21 protein-coding genes are annotated in these 22,668 nt (G+C 31.8%); all 21 read left to right on the top strand.

Annotated features, from left to right (window positions below; genetic code table 11):
- The first annotated feature begins 120 nt into the window (after positions 1 to 120).
- The 21 genes from FVE72_RS09520 (at position 121) to FVE72_RS09420 (ending at position 22,566) form a co-directional block, all read left to right on the top strand.
- Positions 121 to 525, top strand: coding sequence for a prepilin-type N-terminal cleavage/methylation domain-containing protein (locus FVE72_RS09520; protein ID WP_006808254.1), 405 nt, complete (start codon positions 121 to 123; stop codon positions 523 to 525).
- Positions 526 to 534: 9 nt separating this feature from the next.
- A complete protein-coding gene (locus FVE72_RS09515; RefSeq protein WP_006808257.1) occupies positions 535 to 987 on the top strand; it encodes a prepilin peptidase in 453 nt (150 codons plus the stop codon).
- A gap of 15 nt (positions 988 to 1,002) precedes the next feature.
- Positions 1,003 to 1,431 carry a hypothetical protein gene (locus tag FVE72_RS09510; protein ID WP_006808258.1) on the top strand — a complete coding sequence of 143 codons (429 nt, stop codon included), beginning with the start codon at positions 1,003 to 1,005 and terminating at the stop codon, positions 1,429 to 1,431.
- Between the two features lie 8 nt (positions 1,432 to 1,439).
- Positions 1,440 to 1,910, top strand: coding sequence for a prepilin-type N-terminal cleavage/methylation domain-containing protein (locus FVE72_RS09505; RefSeq protein WP_006808226.1), 471 nt, complete (start codon positions 1,440 to 1,442; stop codon positions 1,908 to 1,910).
- 15 nt (positions 1,911 to 1,925) lie between these two features.
- Entirely contained in the window at positions 1,926 to 2,489 is a 564-nt protein-coding gene (locus tag FVE72_RS09500) for a hypothetical protein (RefSeq protein ID WP_026738155.1), read from the top strand.
- Positions 2,490 to 2,511: 22 nt separating this feature from the next.
- A complete protein-coding gene (locus tag FVE72_RS09495) occupies positions 2,512 to 3,687 on the top strand; it encodes a hypothetical protein (protein ID WP_146966561.1) in 1,176 nt (391 codons plus the stop codon).
- A 14-nt stretch (positions 3,688 to 3,701) separates the two neighbouring features.
- On the top strand, positions 3,702 to 4,235 hold the full coding sequence (locus FVE72_RS09490) for a hypothetical protein (protein WP_026738154.1): 534 nt from the start codon (positions 3,702 to 3,704) through the stop codon (positions 4,233 to 4,235).
- A 324-nt stretch (positions 4,236 to 4,559) separates the two neighbouring features.
- Entirely contained in the window at positions 4,560 to 5,717 is a 1,158-nt protein-coding gene (locus FVE72_RS09485; protein WP_026738153.1) for a type II secretion system protein GspD, read from the top strand.
- A 113-nt stretch (positions 5,718 to 5,830) separates the two neighbouring features.
- Positions 5,831 to 6,829 (top strand): D-glycero-beta-D-manno-heptose-7-phosphate kinase, encoded by a 999-nt coding sequence (gene rfaE1 / locus FVE72_RS09480; protein WP_026738152.1) that lies wholly within the window; start codon positions 5,831 to 5,833, stop codon positions 6,827 to 6,829.
- Between the two features lie 31 nt (positions 6,830 to 6,860).
- Positions 6,861 to 7,745 carry an ROK family protein gene (locus tag FVE72_RS09475; RefSeq protein ID WP_026738151.1) on the top strand — a complete coding sequence of 295 codons (885 nt, stop codon included), beginning with the start codon at positions 6,861 to 6,863 and terminating at the stop codon, positions 7,743 to 7,745.
- Positions 7,746 to 7,791: 46 nt separating this feature from the next.
- On the top strand, positions 7,792 to 9,315 hold the full coding sequence (locus FVE72_RS09470; protein ID WP_026738150.1) for an MFS transporter: 1,524 nt from the start codon (positions 7,792 to 7,794) through the stop codon (positions 9,313 to 9,315).
- Between the two features lie 21 nt (positions 9,316 to 9,336).
- Positions 9,337 to 10,383 (top strand): type II secretion system F family protein, encoded by a 1,047-nt coding sequence (locus FVE72_RS09465; protein WP_026738149.1) that lies wholly within the window; start codon positions 9,337 to 9,339, stop codon positions 10,381 to 10,383.
- Positions 10,384 to 10,446: 63 nt separating this feature from the next.
- Positions 10,447 to 11,109, top strand: a complete 663-nt coding sequence (locus FVE72_RS09460) for an O-methyltransferase (RefSeq protein WP_006806374.1) — start codon at positions 10,447 to 10,449, stop codon at positions 11,107 to 11,109.
- A 4-nt stretch (positions 11,110 to 11,113) separates the two neighbouring features.
- The gene (locus tag FVE72_RS09455) at positions 11,114 to 11,863 is read left to right on the top strand and encodes an endonuclease/exonuclease/phosphatase family protein (protein ID WP_026738148.1); all 750 of its coding nucleotides are present in this window, start codon (positions 11,114 to 11,116) and stop codon (positions 11,861 to 11,863) included.
- Positions 11,864 to 11,884: 21 nt separating this feature from the next.
- Positions 11,885 to 13,171 carry a glycoside hydrolase family 10 protein gene (locus FVE72_RS09450; RefSeq protein WP_232049445.1) on the top strand — a complete coding sequence of 429 codons (1,287 nt, stop codon included), beginning with the start codon at positions 11,885 to 11,887 and terminating at the stop codon, positions 13,169 to 13,171.
- Positions 13,172 to 13,937: 766 nt separating this feature from the next.
- Positions 13,938 to 14,324, top strand: a complete 387-nt coding sequence (locus tag FVE72_RS09445; protein ID WP_026738147.1) for an adhesion protein FadA — start codon at positions 13,938 to 13,940, stop codon at positions 14,322 to 14,324.
- Between the two features lie 10 nt (positions 14,325 to 14,334).
- Complete coding sequence (locus FVE72_RS09440; RefSeq protein WP_036056037.1) at positions 14,335 to 14,775, top strand: hypothetical protein; 441 nt, start codon at positions 14,335 to 14,337, stop codon at positions 14,773 to 14,775.
- Positions 14,776 to 14,784: 9 nt separating this feature from the next.
- The gene (locus FVE72_RS09435) at positions 14,785 to 15,258 is read left to right on the top strand and encodes a hypothetical protein (RefSeq protein ID WP_051411732.1); all 474 of its coding nucleotides are present in this window, start codon (positions 14,785 to 14,787) and stop codon (positions 15,256 to 15,258) included.
- Positions 15,259 to 15,500: 242 nt separating this feature from the next.
- Entirely contained in the window at positions 15,501 to 15,743 is a 243-nt protein-coding gene (locus tag FVE72_RS09430) for a hypothetical protein (protein ID WP_006808102.1), read from the top strand.
- Positions 15,698 to 16,240, top strand: coding sequence for an OmpA family protein (locus FVE72_RS09425; protein WP_026738146.1), 543 nt, complete (start codon positions 15,698 to 15,700; stop codon positions 16,238 to 16,240). Before FVE72_RS09430 ends, FVE72_RS09425 begins: the two co-directional genes overlap by 46 nt.
- Positions 16,241 to 16,302: 62 nt before the next feature.
- Positions 16,303 to 22,566 carry an autotransporter-associated N-terminal domain-containing protein gene (locus tag FVE72_RS09420; protein ID WP_026738145.1) on the top strand — a complete coding sequence of 2,088 codons (6,264 nt, stop codon included), beginning with the start codon at positions 16,303 to 16,305 and terminating at the stop codon, positions 22,564 to 22,566.
- Positions 22,567 to 22,668: the final 102 nt, after the last annotated feature.

The raw sequence follows: 22,668 nt of genomic DNA, 5'->3' as shown, positions 1-22,668 counted from the left end.
AGGATAAGGGTTCAATCCCTTGTTTTTTTGTAGCATTAGATTATTATTAAAAAATGTTTGACAAAATTTAAAAAATAAGGTATAAATAATTAGTAAAAAATTAAAATGAGGGAGGGTTATATGGAAAAGAAAAAATATAATCAAAAAAAGTCCATGAAAAAAGGTTTTACATTAATTGAGGTTATACTTGTAGTGGCAATTATAACTATTATTTCAGCTATTGCAGTGCCACAAGTGGGAAAATATCTGAATAAAGCAAACAGAAGTAAAGTAATAGGAGCTGTTGCCGAATTGAATAATTCTTCTACTTCATGGAGCATAGATCATGGGGGAGACAGTCCGAAAAATCTGCAGGATGTACTGACGGAACAGGGAAATTTACAAAAACTGGGAATAGGAATGAATACTTCGGGAAATTTTAAAATAGGAAATATAAAGGGGACAATGATTTATGATAAAGGAGAAGTTTACGCGAAAATAGATGCCGACAGTAAGGCTTTTCCGGGAGAAGAGATAAGGAAATAAATTATGTATGTGACTTTATTAAATATAATAGAATATGTAAGTCTGGCATACATTTTTATTATTGATATAAAAAGAAAAATTATTCCCGAAAGAGGATTTCTGATACTTTTGGCAATGGGTTTTTTGAAAGCTTTGTATTTTAACTATTTAACTGAATGGTATTTGGGAATTTGTGCATTTTCCATGCCTTTGCTTTTTCTTTATATTGTTGAAGATTATGTAAAAAAAGAATTGATAGGCTTTGGAGATATAAAGCTGATGATGGCTGTAGGAGGACTTTTGAGATATGAAAATATCTCGGAAACAGTGAGATTCTATATTTTTTTGTATATTTTAGGAGGAATATTTTCGATTTTTCTTTCAGCATATCTTAAAATTAGAAAGAAAAAGACAGAGTATATAGCTTTCGGACCTTTTATAATAATGACATACATCGTATTCGGTTATTTGAATATAATTTAGTTTTACGGGGGAAAAATGAAAAGAAGAAATAAGGGGGAAACGCTTGTCGAAAGTCTGATATCCATGTTTTTTGTAATAACAGTTCTTGTTCCTGTTTCGGATATATTTCTGAAAACTTTCAAGGTAAATATAAAAACTGATATAAAAAACAGCATAAACAACGAAAATAAAAATATAATAGAAATACTTAAAACGAAAAAATATGATGAAATTATTAATTTTAAAGGGAAACATAGTATTTCCGATCTAAACGGTTTTTACAATGTTTTTGGAATAGAAGAGAGGTATAAGGTTCTGAACGGAAAATTGGCAGATGACAAGTCTAAAGAAATAGAAATAAAGCAAACGGAAAATTTTTATATAAATGAAAAAGGGGACAAAGAATATATACTCGAAATAAGTGCAGGAAATATAAAGGATTACTATTTTCCCAACCTGAAATAAGGAGAAAAATGAAAAAATATAATAAAAATAAAGGATATCTGCTTTTGGAAATATTAATATGTATGTTTTTATTTTCAGTTTTAGTATTTGTAATATCTGTATTTTTAAAAAGAGTTGTTTTAATAGAAAAAGAAAAGAAAGAAAATCAGTTAATGTATGAAAATGTCTATTTTATAAGTGATAAAATAATAGAAGATATTAAAAACAGGGATATGGAAGCTTTTGGATATGAAGGAAATACAGATAATATTCATATAAAGAATGAAGAGATTATTATGAAAAAAGACGGTAAATTTTATAAACTTGAATACAGTAAAGGAAAATTGTATGTTTCAGACGGAGATGATATAACAAATTTAGGGACAAAATCAATTATCGGACAGTACGATAATGTTGAATTTAAAAGAATAGATGATCTGCTGGTTATAAATTTGAAGTATAAAAAAAATAATGAAGTAAAAGTTCTGAATTTACTTTGAAAAGAGGTCTTATAAATGGGGGAAATCAGGGAGAATATGAAAAAAGGGGTAAGTCTTATTTATGTTTTGATTGTATTGTCAATGCTTTCGGTATTTTCATTGGCGTTTATATATTTTGTAAAAGAAAAAGCCGATATTGTTTCGTTAAAAAGCAGAAAAGAAAGTTCGGTTTCAGAAAATTATCTTATAAATAAAGAACGCCAAAATTCCTTGAAAATATTGACAAAAGGTATAGAGAACATCGGTGTTTCAGTATTTCCTGAAGATGAAAATCAGTATTTCAATTCAAAAATGGAGATAAATCCTGCAGGAAATAAAGAAATCGAAAGAATTGTATTTTCGGGAAAAAATATCGGAAGCATAGGAGGATTTCAAATTGAAAAAATAACAGACAGCAGCGGAAACGAGTATAGCTTACCCCTTGATAAAAACACTGTATACAATGATTTGGAAGCTGTGTACTTTAAAGATATGCTAGGAGGAAAAATACTGTTTGTTGAAAAGCTGACTTTTAAAAGGATTAATCCGACACTTGTAGAAGTCAAATCCGATGAAGGAAGGTTTTCATATGATAAATAAAAGGGCGGAGGAATAAAAATATATGATTGAGAATATAAAAATATATATGAGAAGCAACTCGAAAATATATGTCTGTATTGATGAGGAAGTATTTTATCATGAAAATGAAAGTTTGGAAGAAGTTCTGGAAGTTTTAAAAGAAGAATATGAATTTACGGGGAATAAAAATCCTTTGAAGTTTATTCTGCATTTTTCTTATTTTACATTCAATGATAAGGAATTAAACGTAAAAGAGGATATAAGTACAAATGAAGAAAATAGAAAAATATTGAAGAATATTTATAATAAAGACTTTTTGGATGATTTTGTAAGAAAAAATATTAATTCTGAAAATAAAAAACTGTATTTGAATCATTTAGAAAATAAATTTATAAATGTATATTTATCGAGAAAGAAAACATCCGAACTGAAAAGAGTTTGCGGAAAATTCGGCTTTGAAATTTTGTCAATTAAAATAGATTTTGTTTCAGTTTATAATTTTTATAAAGAAGAAAATATCGAGATAATACAAATAGGCGAAGAAAAAAGTTTAAGATTTCTAATAGAAGATTCAAAAATAAAAGAGATTGAAAAACTTGACTTGGTGATGGAAGATATTTCGGATATCGATAATTTTGATTTCGGAAATATGGAAGTTTTCACTGTCGATGAGGAAAATGTAAAAATCGTATTTCAAGGCTCGGACCTTTACAGTGAGCCGGATTTTGCCAAGAAAAACGAAATTATAAGTATGGAAAGTATAAAAAATGTAAAAATGAAAGACATCATAATTTTAGGGATTTTGGCAATATCTTATTTTCTTTTGTGCGGATTTATTCCTCTCGAAAAGGAAATTAAAAAAAATGAAAAAATAAAAGAAGAAACAAAAAATCTTGAAAAAGAATATTTGAATAAAAAAAATGATAAAATACCCGATTATTCCAAAGAGCTTCAAACGTTGAATGAGATAGACAGCTCTCTTAAAAGAAAAGAGTATTTTTCGGTAATAAAATTTTTGATTGAAAACAGTGAATACGGAATAGATTATACAAAAATCGGATATGAAAATAAGAAATGGCTTATACAGGGAGAAATGCAGGATTTCGGTAACTTTGAAAAATTTGAAAAAAATATACTGAACAAATACAGTAAAGCCGAACTCGGTTATATAAAGGACAATGATACTGTGACAGTTTTTGAATATAATATTTTAGAATGAAAAACGGGGTAAAAATGAGTAAATTGAATTTAAAAAATATAATTATTATTTTACTTGTAACTTTAATGTTTTTAGGACTTAACAATAAATATACAAAATACAGAAGGGTTTTAAAGGATAGGGAAATACTTGCGGAAAATAAAAAACAGCTGGAAAGTAAAATAGATGAAATAATTTCCGAACAGGAAAAAAAGAGAAAAGAGATAAAATCCGACTATGATCAGATACAGGTACTTACAGGGAAATTGGCTGCATTGTCTATGAAAAATGAATCGGATTTCAAAAAAATGATATATGTTTTTGCCAAAGAGAGCAATCTTAAAATGAAAGAAATATCAAAATCGGAAAAAATATGGGAAAGAAACGGATATAAACTGAAATATATACATTTTACATTATATGGAGGACTTAGCGATTTCGGTAAATTTTTGTATTATGTTAATAAAAGTAAAAGTTTTATTGATACTTCAAAAATGTATATTGAGCTAACAGGAGATGCTTTTAAGATTTCTTTGGGATTCATAGAGAAAGAGAAAATAGTGCTTTAAATTGAAAATTACTTTTTTAAGAAAAAGTAGTAAAAAATATTTCATCTTCCTTTTTTCAAAAAAGGAAGCGAAAAATTATTCGACTAAAATTTTACTTCGAGAAATACGAATGTAACGTCATAAAAACAACTGTTTGAGCGAGGATTTTAATCCGAAGCGAGTTTGTTGTTTTTATAGTGGAATGAAGTTATTTCGAGTTAGTAAAATTTTAATGTCGGAAAAAACCCCGCATTTTCGGAGTCGACATAGTCGCGTAGAACCGCGGGTAGCGGGAGTATGAGGGCGGCAATGAGCCCTCATAAAAAATTATTGTGAGGAGAAAAAATGACAAAAATAATAAAAAACAGGTTTATAAATATTCTGTTTACGGTTTTTTATTTTGTGACGGGAATTTATATTTTCCCGGCAAAAATAACTGATTATGTAAATAAAGAAGATGCTAAAAAGGCAAATAAAATATTTATATATAAAGATAACAGAGAAAATATAAATCTTAATCAGGAAATAAACAAAACAACAAATCAGAAAGAGAATAACGGAGTAAATTCCGGAACTACAGGAGTTAACGGAAATAATCAAAATGTTCAAAATCAGAAAAAAGACGAAAAAATAGAAGAAATAAATCTTGAATACAGAGATGTCAAGGAAGTGTCTGAAAAACTGAACGGTTTTAATAATTTAAAGCTCGTAGGAATTGATAATAAAATTATAATAAGCGGTGAAATGAAAGAAATAGAACAAATAAGAAAAATAATAAAATCCCTTGACAGACCGAAAGATCAGATAATTATAAAAGGAACTATAATAGATACGAGTTCAAATCTGTTTGAGAAACTGGGAGTGGACTGGAATATCAATTCCAATAATCCCGAGCCTGCAAAATCAAATCTTGTGGCAAAGTTTTTAAACGGAGAAATAACCATAGGTTCAATATTTGCAAGTGGAGGAAAGTTTCTGGGAATTGATTTTAACCTGTTGAGAGAAAACGGAGATATAAAAATAGAAGCCATGCCGACTTTGCTCATTATGGAAGATGAAGAAGGAGAACTGAAAGTTACTGAGGAAGTTCTTGTCGGTGAAAAGAAAACAACAAAAAACAATACTGATTATACAGAGCCTATTTTTTCAGAAGCGGGAATAGTTTTTAAAATTTTGCCTGAAATCAGAAAGATAAGCGGAGAAAAGAAAATTTTGCTGAAAATAGATACAGAAATCAGTAATTTCAAACTTACTTCCAATTACAGTTCAGGTTCCGGAGCAAAACAGAAAAATCAGACTAAAACAATAATAACTTTGAATAATGGCGGATCAACATTTATAGGAGGACTAAAACAGAATGTAACAAAAGAAACAATAAAAAAAGTTCCGTTTTTTTCGAATATTCCTATAATAGGACCTTTATTTAAGTATAAAAGAAATAATAAAGAAGTGAGAGATATTTATATTGAAATAGAAGCAGTGATACAGGAGATGGGAAATTAAGGAAGTTTCATCCTATTGCAATAATTTTAATTTTAGATTAATGAAATAGTCTGATTTATGTAGTATAATAATAGAAATATAAATTATAATAAATATTGAAAAGAGGATAATTTATGATTTCTGTTGAAAGACTGGAAGAAATATTAAATAGATTTGACAAAGTGAAAATTGCAGTTGTTGGAGATATGATGCTAGACGAATATTTAATAGGAAAAGTGAACAGAATTTCTCCTGAAGCACCTGTACCTGTTGTAAATATTGAAGAGGAAAGATTTGTTCTGGGAGGAGCTTCTAACGTTGCAAATAACTTGAGAAGTCTTGACGGGAAAGTTTCTGTTTACGGTGTTATAGGTAAAGATGATAACGGAGAGAAATTTTTAAAGGAACTTTCTCTAAAAGAAATAGATTCTTCGACTATTGTAAAAGATGAAACAAGACCGACGATAATAAAAAGCAGAGTTTTATCTCAGGGGCAGCAGCTTCTAAGGCTTGATTGGGAAAAGGATACTGATATTTCAAAAGATATGCAGGATAAAATTATAAAAAATCTTGAGGAAAATATAGAAAAAATAGATGCGATACTACTATCCGATTATAATAAAGGAGTATTGACAAAATATCTTTCGGAAAAAATAATAAATATTGCAAAAAAACATAATAAAAAAATTGTAGTGGACCCTAAGCCTCAAAATTTCAAAAATTATAAAGGGGCAACTTCCATGACACCTAACAGGAAAGAGATACTTGACTATTTCGGGATGAAAAAGTTTGAAAGTGAAGAAGAAATTGCTCAAAAAATGAAAGAATTGAAAGAGGAACTGGAACTTGAAAATGTTGTGCTGACAAGAAGTGAAGAAGGGATTTCTCTGTTTGAAAAAGAACATAAAAGAATCCCTACTGTTGCAAGGGAAGTTTATGATGTGACCGGAGCGGGGGACACTTTTATATCAACGTTTTTATTGGCTGTAAGTGCCGGAGCCGATTTATATGAAGCCGGAGTGATTGCAAATATGGCTTCGGGGATTGTTGTCGGGAAAATCGGAACTGCAACTGCCACAAGAAAAGAAATAATAGAATTTTATCACAATAAAATGGAAAAAGAAAATTATTAAAATAAAATATTGATAAGGATGTGAGTGAAAGATGGCAGTAATTGCAGCAGTAGAAGCAGGGGGAACAAAGTTTATTTGCGGTTTGGGGACTGAAGAAGGAAAAATTATAGAAAAAATCAATATTCCTACTACAAATCCTGAGGAAACAATGAAGAGAGTTATCAAATATTTTAAGGATAAAAAATTCGATGTTATGGGTGTAGGAAGTTTCGGGCCGATAGATCCTGTAAAAGGCTCGAAAACATACGGGTACATAACAAAAACTCCGAAACCTTACTGGAGTGATTATAATATGATAGGAGAGTTAAAGAAACATTATGATGTTCCTATGGAATTTGACACCGATGTAAACGGAGCTGCCCTTGCAGAATCATGGTGGGGAGCAGGCACAGGATTGAAAAACCTCGTTTACATAACAGTGGGGACAGGAATAGGAGCAGGAGCCGTAGTGAACGGTACAATGCTTCAGGGACTTACTCATCCTGAAATGGGACATATATTTTTAAAAAGACATCCTGAAGATAAATTTGAAGGAAGATGTCCTTTTCATAAAGACTGCCTTGAAGGAATGGCTGCAGGGCCTGCTATTGAAGACAGATGGGGGAAAAAAGGGCAGGAACTTATGGATAAAGATGAAGTTTGGGAACTGGAAGCTTATTATCTTGCTCAGGCTTTAGTAAATTATATATTGATTTTATCTCCGCAAAGAATAATTATGGGAGGCGGGGTAATGAAACAGCAGCAATTATTTCCTCTTATAAGAAAGAATGTTCAGAAATTTTTAAATAATTATGTTTATAAAAAAGAAATTTTGGAAGAAATAGAGAAATATATTGTATATCCGGGCTTAGGAGATGATGCAGGATTTATAGGCTCTATAGCATTAGGGAAAATCGCTTTGGATTCATTGAAATAAATAGACTGTTTATATTCAATATTCAATTTAGGAGGAAAATTCAGCAGTGAACACAAAGCATAAAATAATAAGACAGAAAATAAATAATACGAAGAAATATTCAATATTCGAGGCGGTATTTTATAACGGATTCTATGTAGGGATGCAGGGCTTCGTTATGTTAAGTCTGGCTATATATTTTAATTTCAGTCCGTTTTTTATATCTATAGTATCGGTATTGCCGACAGCAGGGTTTTTCTTGCAAATTTTCACAAAATCCGTGAACAGGTTTTTAGGACACAGAAGAAAAACTTTAATGATGTCCACTGTAATATCAAGATTGGCAGTCTGTGTGTTGCCTTTTGCAGTGTTGCTTGATATAAGGCAGCCTGTACTGTATTTTATGATAATGTTCATTTACGCATTATTTTCGCCTTTTGTAAATAATGTATGGACAGCTACAATGGTTGAAATTATTGATAAAAAGGATAGAGGAAAATATTTCGGAATAAGAAACTTTTTTTCTTCTCTGTCGACAGTAATTTATATTTTATTTTACGGATATTTGCTGTCAATGGAAGATAAGAAAACGGCAATGTTTCTTTTGACTTCTTCTATGGCTGTATCGGCGATAGTGTCAACAATATTTATGCACTTTCATTACATTCCCCGTTTAGGAGAAAAAATACAGAAAGTAAGTATAAAGTCTGCATTGAAAAATAAGAATTTTGTTATTTACCTTAAGTTTGCAGCAGTCTGGCTTTTTACGTGGGAGCTTTTAAAACCTCTTTTCGAGTATTACAGAATAAAAGTTCTAGGTGTTGATATTATTTTTATATCCCAAATGGGAGTTTTAACTGCTATACTGTCGAGCGGATTGTACGTCCTTTACGGGAAGCTGTCTGACAAATACGGAAATAAAACAATGCTCAGAATGGGAATATTTTTTACGACGTATTATGTGTTGATTTATTTTTCAATGACTGACGATAATAAAATATCCATGTTATTTACAGCGGCTATAGTAGATGCCATAGGATTTACAGCGATTACCTTGAGCCTTTTGAATCTGCTTATGGAAATTGCCGAAGAGCCTGCCGACGCTTATGTAGGAGCTTATGCAATAGTTTCTGGACTGGTAGCGGTTTCAGCAGGGATTTTCGGAGGAGTTTTGGGAACGTACGTAAATAACGGAGTTATTTATATTTTCGGAGAAACTTTCCATACAATAAGAATAGCTTTTATGATAGGATTTATATTAAGGCTATACTGTCTGCTTCAGCTGACAAGGGTGGATTCTTTTGAAAAAACTTTTGTTTATAACGGGGGTATTCCAATAAAGAATATATTTTCCAAAAGGATATTTTCTGTAGGTTCCAACTATATAAAAACGTTCAGAGATAAAATGAACGGACACGATCACGAAGAAGACAAGAAGTCGGAAGATAATCTGTATAATGATGAAAATAATGAAATAAATGATAATAATGATGTTTCAGATAAAAATGAGAATACTGTAAACAATGAGCAGAATATAAAAGAAAATAAAGAAGAAACTCAAAATAAAGAAAACGAAGAAAAAACGGTATAAAAATCAAAAGGGGGGATTAATATGACCGGTTTTTTGAGTAAAAAAAAGTTGCACAAAGTGAAAGACAAAGAATTGCTTTCGTTTACGAAAAATATGTATTATCTGTTAAAAGGAAAAGTAAATTTAATAGATTCTCTTGAAATAATTTCTATGAATTATGAAGGAGAATTTAGGGAAAAAATAATACAGACAAAGAAACTTGTGGAGAAAGGAAAGCCTTTAAATACAGCTTTTGAAAAAGTAGTAAAAGACAGAGAATTTTTAGAATTAATAAAAATAGGAGAGCAGACGGGTAATCTTGAAACCGTTTTCAAAAATTTATCCGAAAAATACGAATTTAAAGAAAAAATCAGAAAAGATATAACAGGCTTAAGCGTGTACCCGTTGACAGTTATTGTTACAGCCGTTGTAATTGTCGTAATACTTTTAAAATTCGTAGTTCCTAAATTTGTTATGATTTATTCCGATACAGGACAGAAACTTCCTTTGATGACAAGAATTACGGTTAAAATAAGTGCTCTTCTTGATAAATACGGATTATTTTTATTGATTTTATCAATTTTTTTTATTTGGACGGCTGTTTATCTGAAAAAGAAAAATGAAGAAAAATTCGAGCAGCTAATACTGAATACTTTTTTGTTGGGTAATCTTTACAGAGAAATGTGCATTTTGAACTTTACAAGAAGTATGTATTCTCTTACGAGTGCTGATATTTCTTTTCTTGAGTCTCTTAAAATGTGCACAAATTCAAACAGTTTGTTATTAAACGGAGAAGTGAAGAAAATTATTACAAAAGTGGAAAAAGGAGAAAATATAAAGAAGTCTTTTTACAATTTGAGATTTTTCAATCGGGAATATATAACTTTCCTTAATATAGGAGAAAAGACGGGAGTAATATCCGACGCTTTTCATAATCTGTATGAAATATATTATGAGAAAGTGAGAGAAAAAATACAGTTGTTTCTTAAAATTTTTGAGCCGCTGTCGATAATATTTATAGCAATGATAATAGGAATAATAATGCTTTCGGTAATGCTGCCTATATTTAAAATGGGAGAGGCACTGTAAAAATTTTTAAAGAAAAGAGAAAGATAATAAAAAGATAAAAATAAAAGGAATGTGTTAAAAATTATGTTGGAAAATTTTATTGAATCCTCAAAATACAGTCAAAATCTGTTTCAGACAGAAGACGAAAAGATAGTCGGGATAGAAAAGGAAAGTCTTGAAAATAATGTGCCGATAATAACAAAAGAGGTACTTAATTTTATGATTTTTACTGCAAAGGGGATAAAAGCACGGAATATACTTGAGATAGGAACTGCTACAGGATATTCGGGAATATTTCTTGGAAAAATTGCAAATGAAAACGGTGGAACTTTTACAAGTATTGAAATAGATGAAAAAAGATACAATAAAGCAGTTGAAAATTTTGAAAAAGTCGGAATTTTGGATAAAAACAGACTTATATTAGGTGATGCACTGGAAAAAATACCTGAAATTGCACAGATTGAAGAAAACAGTAAAAGAGAAACTTTTGATTTTATATTCATTGATGCGGCAAAGGGTCAATATATGAAGTTTTTTGAGATGTGTTATGATCTATTAAATGAGAACGGCATTATATTTATTGATAATATAATGTTCAGAGGTCTTGTAACATCTGAGGAAAAAGATATTCCGAAAAGATATAAAACAATAGTAAATCGATTAAAACAGTTTATAGAAAAACTGAATTATGAATATGACTTCGTTTTACTGCCTTTCGGCGACGGAGTAGGATTGGTTAGGAAGTAGTATCATGAAATTTCTTTTATACAATATAAGATACGGAACAGGTAAATATTTGAAACAGCCGTTAAAACATATTAGGGGATATTTGGGACATTCGTTAAGTCATGTTTCCCGAATAGGTGAATTTATAAAAGGATATAATCCTGATATAGTAGGATTGGTAGAGGTGGATTTGGGATCTTTCAGAACCGAAGAAAAAAATCAGGCTGAACTGCTCGGAAAAATAACGGGAAATCATTGTGTTTTTCAGTATAAATATCAGAAAAATTCACGATACATGAAAGTACCTATGGTAAGAAAGCAGGGAAATGCTCTTTTATCAAAAACAGAGATTAAATCGAAAAAATTTCATTATCTGAACAACGGGATGAAAAAACTTGTTATGGAAATTGAAACGAATTCTGTTACTGTTTTTCTTGTCCATCTAGCATTGGGAGGAAAAACGAGATTGAAACAGATTGTCCAATTAAGAAAATTGATACAGGACTGCAGAAAACCTTTTATTGTTGCAGGAGATTTCAATGTTCTTTGGGGAAATGAAGAAATAGAGCTTTTTTTGGAAGCAAGCGGACTGCACAATGTAAATGTACATAGAGAGCCTACATTTCCAAGCTGGGCACCTAAAAAGGAACTTGATTTTATTTTGTGTTCAAAAGAAATAAAAGTAAAAGAATTTCAGGTTATAAAAACATTATTGTCGGATCATCTGCCTGTTATTATAGATTTTGAGATAAAAAAAGACGGTTATAAAAATTAAAAAAGAGATAGGAGAAAAAAAGTGAAAGCAATATCAAAAATATTATTAATCATTATGTTAATCACAGGAGCGTTGAATTTATACGGTAGAGAAGGTGTATCCGATTATAATCCTGAAAATGATGATGAAATATTAAAAATAATAGACAGCTACAGTAATGATGATTTCAGTGTTTCAAATACAAAGACAAAAAAGACTGCAGCGAAAAAAAATAAAAAAGAACTTAGAGGAGTATGGGTTGCAAGTGTTATTAATATTGACTGGCCTTCTAAAAAAGGACTCAGTGTAAGTGAACAGAAAAGAGAATTTATCTCGGTGCTTGAAAATGTAAAAAAATGGAATATGAATGCCGTATTTGTTCAGATAAAACCTGTAGGAGATACTTTTTATCCTTCGAAATATGCTCCGTGGTCTGAATATTTGACAGGTGTTCAGGGAGAAAATCCCGGTTATGATCCGTTAAAATTTATGATAGAAGAGGCTCACAAGAGAAATATAGAATTTCATGCATGGTTTAATCCTTACAGACTTACTATGGGTGGAGGCAGAGAAAAACTTTCGAGAGATAATATAGGAAATAAAAGACCCGAATGGACAGTAATGTACGGAGGGAAATTATATCTCAATCCGGGAATACCCGAAGTAAATGATTATGTTGTGGACAGTATAGTGGAAGTAGTAAAAAAATATGATGTAGACGGAGTTCATATGGATGACTATTTCTATCCTTACAAAGTAAAGGGTCAGGAATATCCCGACAGTCAGCAGTACAGAAAATACGGCGGAAAATTTTCCAATATAGGAGACTGGAGAAGAAATAATATAAATAAATTAATCGAAAAGCTCCATAATTCAATAAAAAAAGAAAATAAAAATGTTTCTTTCGGTATAAGTCCTTTCGGAGTTTGGAGAAACGCCTCGACAGATCCTGTAAGAGGTTCTCAGACACAGGCGGGAGTTCAGAATTATGACGATCTGTATGCAGACATACTTTACTGGATGGACAAACATTGGATAGATTATGTTGCACCTCAGATTTACTGGGTAAGAGGATTTAAAGTAGCAGATTACAGTACTCTTATAAATTGGTGGAGTAAATATGCAGGAAAAACAAACACTGATCTGTATATAGGACATGCTGCCTACAAAGTAAATGACTGGTCAAATCCTAATGAGTTGGTAGAACAGGTAAAACTTAACAGAAAATATCCGGAAATAAAGGGAAGTATATTTTTCAGTTATAAATCACTGGTGCCGAATCCGAAAAATGTAACAAATAACTTATTAAACGGACCTTACAGCAATTAAATACAGTAAACAAAAAAGCCGACTTAATGTCGGTTTTTTTGTCACTTTTTATGTCACAACTCATTTTATTAGAAAATTATTATATAACATTTCTCCGTAAAAATCAATCATATCAGGTAAAAACAAAAAAAGCCGATATATATCAGCTTCTTTTGCCACTTTTTTAATGCTTCAACTTGTTTTATTACAGTACAATTATACAATATTTCTTCTTGAAAATCAATCATAAAAGCAAAACATTTATATTAAATTAAAAATATGTAGAAATTTTATTATTTTTAATATATAATATACAGGACAAATCAAAGTTCACTTCTTTGATTGTTATAACATTCTCGAGAGGGGGTGTAGAATAATGCTTCAATTTGTAATAAAAATAGTTATACTGATTATTATATTTTTATTGTTGAATGTAAAAGTATTCTAATTTAATATAACTTTTTTTCTCACTGTATGAAATTTGTGCAGTGAGTTTTTTTTGAAAAAAGGATTAAATCAATCATTTAGGAGTACTATAAAATTATAAAAAGATTAATTAATAAATAAAATATTTATATAAATATACGCTCATATATAACGGTGTTTAAATATTTATATTAAATATAATGCTTTAAAATAGAAAGAAAATAGAAAAATAAAAAACAAAAACATCTAAAAAATTAAAATAAAAAAAATAATTGAATTTTACAATTATTTTTGATATACTAATCTGTAAGAAAAATCTAAGAAAAAAATGGAAAATCTAAGAAAGATTTAAGGAGGAAGTATGAAAAAAATCATTTTATTACTGGCAGGAATATTAACAGTATCGTCAGTAAGTTATGCAGCACCGCAGAAGAGCTTGGAACAAAGTTTGAATGCGATAGAGTCAAAATTTAATGATTTACTAGAAAAAGAAGCACAAAAGAAAAGAGAGTTTGAAGCACAGAAAGCACAACTGGAAGCAGAAGTTGAAGACTTGAAAGCAAAAGAACAGGGGAAAGAAAAACTGTTTGAAAAGCTGAAAAAGGATTCGGAAGTAAGATGGTTAAGAGACAAGTATAAACAGGTTCTTAACAATTACGACACATACTATAAAAACATAGCAAAAATGATAAGAGAAAAAGAGCAGAAGATAAGTGAATTAGAAGCAATGTTATCAGTGATGAATTAGGAGGGAAGTAATGAAAAAGATAGTAATGTTGGGCTTACTTGCGATAGGAAGTATAGTAATGGCAGAGAGTGCACAGGACGTATTAAGAAAAGCAAGAGAAGACTATTATAGACAACAAAAAGAGGCATCAAGACCTGTAAGAGAAGAAAAAGTAAAAGAAAAGAAAGTGTTAAGAAGAGAAACAGCTGAAGGGAATGTACAGGAAGTGACATTGGATGTAGAAGAAGAAGCAGTAGAAGAAGTAAAACCAAAGACACCGATGGAAAAACTTGAGTATAATGCAGCAAAAGCAAAAGACAGAGTAGACTTTTACGAAAGAGTAGTGAGAAGTGTAGAAAGAGAAGAAAAAGAATTAAACGGATATAATGAAGTAATAGGCAAGAAAAAGAAAGTAAAGAAAGTAGTAGAGAAAAAAGTAAGAGAGCCTAAGAAAGTAAATAAGAAGAAATAGGAGGAAGCAATGAAAGTGAGAAAAGCGATAGGGTTGTTGGCAGGATTAGTACTGTTAATGACACAAATAAGTTACAGTGACCCTGCAGTGGACAGATTATTGAGAGAAGCGAGAAAGAGACAGGCAGAGGAAGCGAAGCAGGAGAAGGTAGAAGAAGTGACAGTGGAAGAAACACCTGTTACAACAGAAACACCAAACAGTATACAAAAGAGAGCGGCAGAAATAAAAAGAGAATCACAAAGTAAAAAAAGTCAAGAAATGAAGATGAAAAAAGATGCCCAGATGCAAAAGAAAGCAGAAATGAGAGCAAATAAGGCAAGACAGAAGAACATGACAGAAAGTGAAAAGATGAATGTAGAAATACAGAGAATCAAAAAAAGAGTGGATGAAATAAACAACAATATAGAAACATTCCACAAAACAAATGAAGCGTTAGAGAAAATGGAAGAGAGACTGGAAGGTATACAAAGTAAAATGAAGTAGCTTTTAACTTCCTTTTTTGAAAAAAAGGAAGCGAAAAAACAAACGACAAAAATTTTACTAACTCGAAATAACTGACTACACTATAAAAACAACAAACTCGCTACGCTCAAACAGTTGTTTTTATGACGTTTCGTTACGTATTTCTCGAAGTAAAATTTAAATGTCGGAAGTAAAGAAAACTTCAACGTTGTAAAATATGATGTTGAGAGAAAAATAAAAATATAACAGGAGAGGTAGAAAATATGAAAAAGATAGCAATAGCATTAGGATTAGGAGCATTGGCAGTATCATGTACAAATGCGAAGTTGGTAAACTACAATACAGACAGATTGGACAATATAGAAGCATATCTGAAAGAGAATAAATTTGTAAAACCGTCAGATAATCTGGAGAAATTGAAAAATGAAGGACAGATAGAATACACAACACAATATAAGTCATTGGAAAGAGAGGCAGATGCATGGAAAGAAAGTCAAGAGCAATAATATTAATGATGTTGTTATTGATGCTTTCGATTCCGACAATGGCTTTCAGAAAGTTGACGACAACACAGATAAGAGAGAACAGTATAAGAATAAATGCATTGGAATTGGATGAAATAGACATAACGAGAGTAAAAGGACCTAAGGAAGTAACAGTAGTATTGGATGAGAGATCATTGTTATTTGATTTTGACAAATCAAATGTAAAACCGCAATATTACGGAATATTACAAAACTTGAAAGAGTATATAGAAGTGAATGATTATGAAGTAACGATAATAGGACATACAGATTCTAAGGGAACAAACGAATACAACATGAAACTTGGAATGAGAAGAGCGGAAAGTGTAAAAGCTAAGATGATAGAGTTCGGAGTGCCTGCAAGTAGAATAGTGGGAGTAGAAACAAGAGGAGAAGAAGAGCCTGTAGCAACAAATGAAACAGCAGAAGGAAGAGCACTGAACAGAAGAATAGAGTTTAAACTTGTGAGAAAGAATTAAGAAACAGGAAATGTAACGAAATGGAAAGAAAATAAAAGAATTGTTATAGAAAGGGAGAAATTATGAGTAATAACTTGAAAAAAATGGAAAAAGACTTAAGAGCCTTCGCTAAAAGATCTAAAGATGTAAAATATACAAAAGGCTTATTGTTCAGTTTCCTATTAATGGGGATGTTGACATTTTCAGATACATTGACATCACCTGAAGTTAAGAGTACAGAAAATGCAATAAATCAGACTAGAAAAGAATTAAACACATCAATAAGTGAAATGCACACAGCATTTAAACAGGCAAAGAGAGAGAATAACAGATTATTGAAAAGAGCAAATTTAGAATTGATTCAGTTAATGGAACAGGGAGACCATGTAGTAAAATCACCATGGAGCAGCTGGCAAATGGGAATGAACTACTTCTACAGTAACTGGAGAGGAACATATAAAGGAAGAGGAGATAAGGCAGAAAAATATCCTTATGAAGGAATACTTGAAAGGGATAGTAACGAATTTAACAGATATGTTTCGCCTGACAGTAAATTTTACGGCAGTTTGCCAACATCTTCGAATCCGCGTTCGGCGGCATCAAATGCAAGACAGGGATTAAGCACTCAATATGGGATAGCAAGTACACAACCTGTACCCGAACCTATAGTAGATTTGCAGTTAAGTGCAGGAATAAATCCTAAAATAGTAAATAAGGCTGATTTGAATTTAGTTCCTAAATCCGCAAATGTGCCGAATTTACCTGAACCTGTTAAGTTTCAGCCGATAAATCCTAAGATTACGATTCCGGCGGATCCTCCACTACCTACACCGCCTAATTTTGCTATAGTGTTAGGAGGAGACTGTAACTCGGGATGTGACAGTTATGATTGGAGAAATGGAGGTGGAACAACTCCAAGACAAAATACTAAATCAGGTTTTACACCACCTGCCGGTACTAATCAAAATGTAACTAATATATTACATTATACTTGGAGAGATGGACTTGCAACACCTGCTGAAAGATCTTATGCATTTAAAATGCTTTGGGAAGCACCAAACGGATCTACGACTTCTTATAAATTAGAAGATAAACCGCAAGAAATATTTTTTAATTCATATAACTACGGATATGGAAGAGCTGCCAACGGTGGTGAATGGGCTTCTGATGTTGCAGATTCACAGAATATTCCGAGTGATACACAGGAAAAAAACCATCAATATTTCTTGATAGGTGGTTCAAGAGTTTTAGAAGTGGATAATGTTTACAGTACTAATACTGAATATGGAGTAGCTTCAGGAAGAACATTACAATTAGGAGGTATTTTTACATTAGGAGTTGTTTCACAGGAAAATGGAACAATTTTAGTAAATGAAGGAACTATTACTGACGAAAAAGAAAATCAGGATTCTTATATAAGAAATATGCCGACAGATCCAGGAAAAGATTATTTAACTATTCATGGACCTACTCAAGATTATCAAATTTCTAAAAACGGAAACGGATATGTAGGGTATAAAGTCGGTATTGCTCAAGTTGAAGAAAATGAAGGAGTTTCACAATTCCATATGGATCAACAAAGATTACAAAATAGAAGCGGTGGTAAAATTAACTTTTTTGGAAACCGTTCCATAGGAATGTATGTTTATTTACCAAGACACACTACTTATGCTAAAATGGAAAACCAGGCAGGAGCAGAAATTAATATGAGCGGTGCTGAGAGCTACGGTATGAGAATTGCTGCAAAATCAGATGATGCTGCAACAATGTTGAATGCAGGTACGATAAACTTACGCAAAATCAATAATCAGGGAGCAGATACTTCAGCGGGAATGGCATTAATGTTAGACAGCTCTGTTGTTAACGGAGTAAGTTTAAAAAGAGGAAATGCTAAAAATACAGGGAAAATAACTCTTACAGGTGTTAAAAACTCAATAGGTGCTTATGTTAATATTGACAGTGATATAACAAATGAAGGAACTATCAGTATAAATTCGACTATAGCAAAAAATAATGATCCTACTAAACAAGAAGTAAATGTAGGTATGAGAGCTGATAAAACTGCTACTGCCGAAGTAATAAATGAAGGAACAGGTAAAATTACAATGGACGGTTCTTACGCAATGGGTATGCTTGCTAACGGTTCTAAACTTGTTAATAAAGGTACTATATCAAGTACTAATGTACTTAATGGGGTCGGAATAGCAGGAATAAACAATGCAAAAGTAAAAAATAGCGGTTCGATAAAAGTTTTAGGAAGTGGTAATACCAATAATATAGGGGTGTTCTTAAAAACAAATTCAGAAGGAGAGATTGGAACTCCAGCTGCAGGTGTAAACCAAGAAGTTGAAGTTACTGGAGATAATTCTACTGGAGTGCTTGTATCTGATAACAGTAAACTTACAATGAACGGTAACGTAACAGTTTCAGGTAAGAGTGTTTCAGGAGTAGTTGTAAATAATGGCAGCCAAGTTACTTCAAATGGAGGAACGGTAAAAGTTGATAATTCAGGTAATCACGCAGAACCTATTGGAGATAAAGGATCTTACGGAATAGTTGTAAAAGGAGCAACATCAAAATATACAGGAGCGACTACAGAAGTAACAGCAAAAGTAACTTCCGATAAATCAATGGGACTTTATTCAGAAGGGAAATTGGAAGTAAATAAAGCGAATATAGATGCAAAAGACGGAGCAATAAACTTCTATGCAAATGGAGGAGAAATCAAAATAAATAATGGAGGAAATTCTGTAACAGGACAAAAATCATTATTGTTTTATACAGCCGGTGCAGGTAAATTTAATCTTGCCGGAGGAACTCTAAGTGCGACAATAAAAGGAGGAACAACTCCAAGTACAAGAGGAACAGCTTTCTATTATGAACATACGGGACCAACTTATGGATCGTTTGATACAGCTGCATTGACTAATTTTGCTTCTACAAAATTCCAAAATACTTTAAATCACCTTAACTTAACAATGGAAGCAGGATCAAGATTATTTGTGGCTTCCAATGTAGAAATGAATCTTAGCGACACTAATCCTTCGGGACTTGTAGGAGCATTAAATTTAGGAGGAATTACAGGTTCTGATTATAAAGTATTTATGCTTTATTTGAGTAGATTAAAAGTAAATCAAGCCGCAAATTTGGATGATGCTAATGACTTGTACAATAAATTGGAAATAGCAAATTCGTCTATTACAAATGAAAATACAATGACAGGAAGTCAAAACAGACAGGTTGCAATGGCTCAGGAAAACGGTTCTAATCCTTCGGGAACTCCATATGCTGCAAATAAAGTTACTTTAATAAATGAAGCAAACGGAAAAATTAATTTGACCGGAGAAGAAACTACAGGAATGTATGCTAAAAGAGGTGTAATAGAAAATAACGGTGAAATAAGTGTAGGTAAAAAATCCACAGCTATATATTCTGAAGATGATGATGCAATTACAGCAGGTACTTCTGCAACTGCAGAAAATAAGGGGAAAATAACATTAGGTGAAGATTCTACAGGAATTTACTATAAAAATGGAGTTTCTGCTGCAGGTGGAGGAGCATATAACCAAGGAAAAATAGAAAGTTCTGCAAATAATGTAATAGGTATGACCTTTGATACAGGTTCAAACAGTAAAGTATTCAGAAATCACGGAAACGGTGAAATAAATCTTACAGGAGATAAATCAACAGCAATGTATGCTACAGGAAATGGAACATACACAGCTGAAAATAATGCAAAAATAACATTGGGAAATTCAAGTGATGCAAATAACCCTAATGTGGGAATGTTTACCGATAAATCTCAAATAACATTGAAAAATACGGGAACTATTGCAGCAGGAGATAAAACGGCAGCAATGTACGGATACGGGATCAATACAGATGCAAGTTCCGATATTAGTGTAGGATCAGGAGCAACAGGAATATACTCTAAAGGTGGAAATGTTCATTTAAGAGGAAAACTAGCTACAGGAGGAAATGAAGCAGTAGGAGTGTACACTGTAGGTGCAGGTCAAACAATAACAAATGATGCGACAAATGTTAACATAGGTGACGGTTCGTATGGATTTGTTATTAAAAATGCTGCAGGAGGTAATAATTTTACAAGTAATACGGCAAATGTAACAGTAGGAAATAACGTAGTATATGCTTATTCTACAGACACTACGGGAACTATGACAAATAATACAAAATTAAATTCTACAGGAAATGAAAATTACGGATTATACGGAGCGGGAACAATAACAAACAATGCCGATATTGACTTCGGTTCAGGAATAGGAAGTGTAGGAATTTACAGTATAAAAGGCGGAACAGCGACAAATACTGCGGGAAAAACTATAACAATCGGAGCATCAAATGTAAGTGGGCAAAAATACGGAATAGGAATGGCTGCAGGATATGAAAACAGCGACACAGGTAAAATTATTAACAAAGGCACAATAAATGTAAACGGTAAAAACAGTATCGGTATGTATGCAACAGGAAACGGTTCGGTAGCAACAAATGACGGAACAATAAATCTCGGAGCAGACGGTACTCAGGGTATGTATCTTGATAACGGAGCAAAAGGAATAAATAACGGAACAATAACAACAGTAGGAAATCCTACAGGAGCAATCGGAGTAACTGTAAGAGGCGGTGCTGAAATAACAAACAACGGAACGATAAATATTAATTCATCAAACGGATATGCTTTTGCACTCTTAAAAGGCGGAATAATCAAAAACTACGGAACATTTACAGTAGGAAACGGTGCTCAAAAATTATATGAACCTAAGGCTAAACCGACAGGAAAAGGAGTTGCAGGAGTAGAAATAAGTGCACCTGCAGGAGCATCAAATGCCACAATAACAGTAAATGGTAAACCTGTTACTCCTGTTACAATTTCAAGTACAGCAGGACAACGTGCACCGTTGACATCATCAATAGGAATGTACATAGATACATTAAGAGGAACAAATCCTATCGGAGGATTAATACCTTCAGGAGAAGCCGACTTGATAATAGGCTCCGAAGCTGCACAAAAAACAAACAGTAAATATATTGAAGTAAACGGAGATATAATAAAACCTTATAATCAAGCGATAACTAATAATCCTCAAATAAAAAAATGGAATATATATTCAGGATCATTTACATGGATTGCAACAGCTACAATAGATACAGGTGCGGCAACTATAAGAAATATATATTTAGCTAAAAAACCTTATACTGCATTTGCAGGAAAAGAACCTACACCTGTGGAAGTGACAGATACATACAACTTCCTTGACGGATTGGAACAAAGATACGGAGTGGAAGGGTTGGAAACAAGAGAAAAAACTTTATTTAACAAATTAAACGGTATAGGAACTAATGAACAGTTGTTATTCTATCAGGCAACAGATGAAATGATGGGACACCAATATGCAAATGTACAGCAAAGAATGAACAGAACAGGAACATTATTGGATAAAGAGTTCACTCATCTGAGAAAAGAATGGGATAATAAATCCAAACAGTCGAATAAATTAAAAGTATTCGGAATGAGGGACGAATACAAAACAGATACAGCAGGAATAATAGACTATACAAGTAATGCTTACGGAGTGGCTTATATTCATGAAGATGAAACAATAAAACTCGGAAACAGTTCAGGATGGTATGCAGGAGCTGTAAATAACAGATTCAGATTTAAAGATATAGGAAGATCAAAAGAAAATACAACAATGTTAAAACTCGGATTGTTTAAATCAAAAGCATTTGATGATAATGGAAGCTTGAACTGGACAATATCCGGAGAAGGTTACATAGCAAGAAGCAATATGCATAGAAAATTCCTTGTAGTAGATGAAATTTTTGAAGGAAAATCAGATTATACAAGCTATGGAGCAGCATTGAAAAACGAAATAAGCAAAGAGTTCAGAACAAGCGAAAGAACAAGCATAAAACCATACGGAAGTTTAAAACTTGAATACGGAAGATTCAATACAATAAAGGAGAAAACAGGAGAAGTAAGACTTGAAGTAAAAGGAAATGATTATTACTCTGTAAAACCTGAAGTAGGAATCGAATTTAAGTATAAACAACCAATGGCGGTAAGAACGACATTTACAACAACATTAGGCTTAGGATATGAAACAGAATTAGGAAAAGTCGGAAATGTTAAGAATAAAGGAAGAGTGGCATATACTGATGCAGACTGGTTTAATATAAGAGGAGAAAAAGACGATAGAAGAGGAAACTTTAAAGCGGACTTGAATCTTGGAATAGAAAATCAGAGATTTGGAGTAACATTGAATGCAGGATATGACACAAAAGGTAAAAACATAAGAGGAGGATTAGGATTCAGGGTTATTTATTAATATCTGAAGAAAAAAATATCTAATATAACAATAAATAAAATTTTAAGACACTAAAAATAAAGATATTTTTTCCTAACTTTTTTCTAAAAGAAGCTATTAAAT

This window comes from Pseudoleptotrichia goodfellowii, assembly GCF_007990505.1.
GTDB classification, from domain to species: Bacteria; Fusobacteriota; Fusobacteriia; order Fusobacteriales; family Leptotrichiaceae; genus Pseudoleptotrichia; species Pseudoleptotrichia goodfellowii.
The sequence above is the reverse complement of the archived record's forward strand: the minus strand, read 5'-3'. Positions and strand labels throughout refer to the sequence as shown.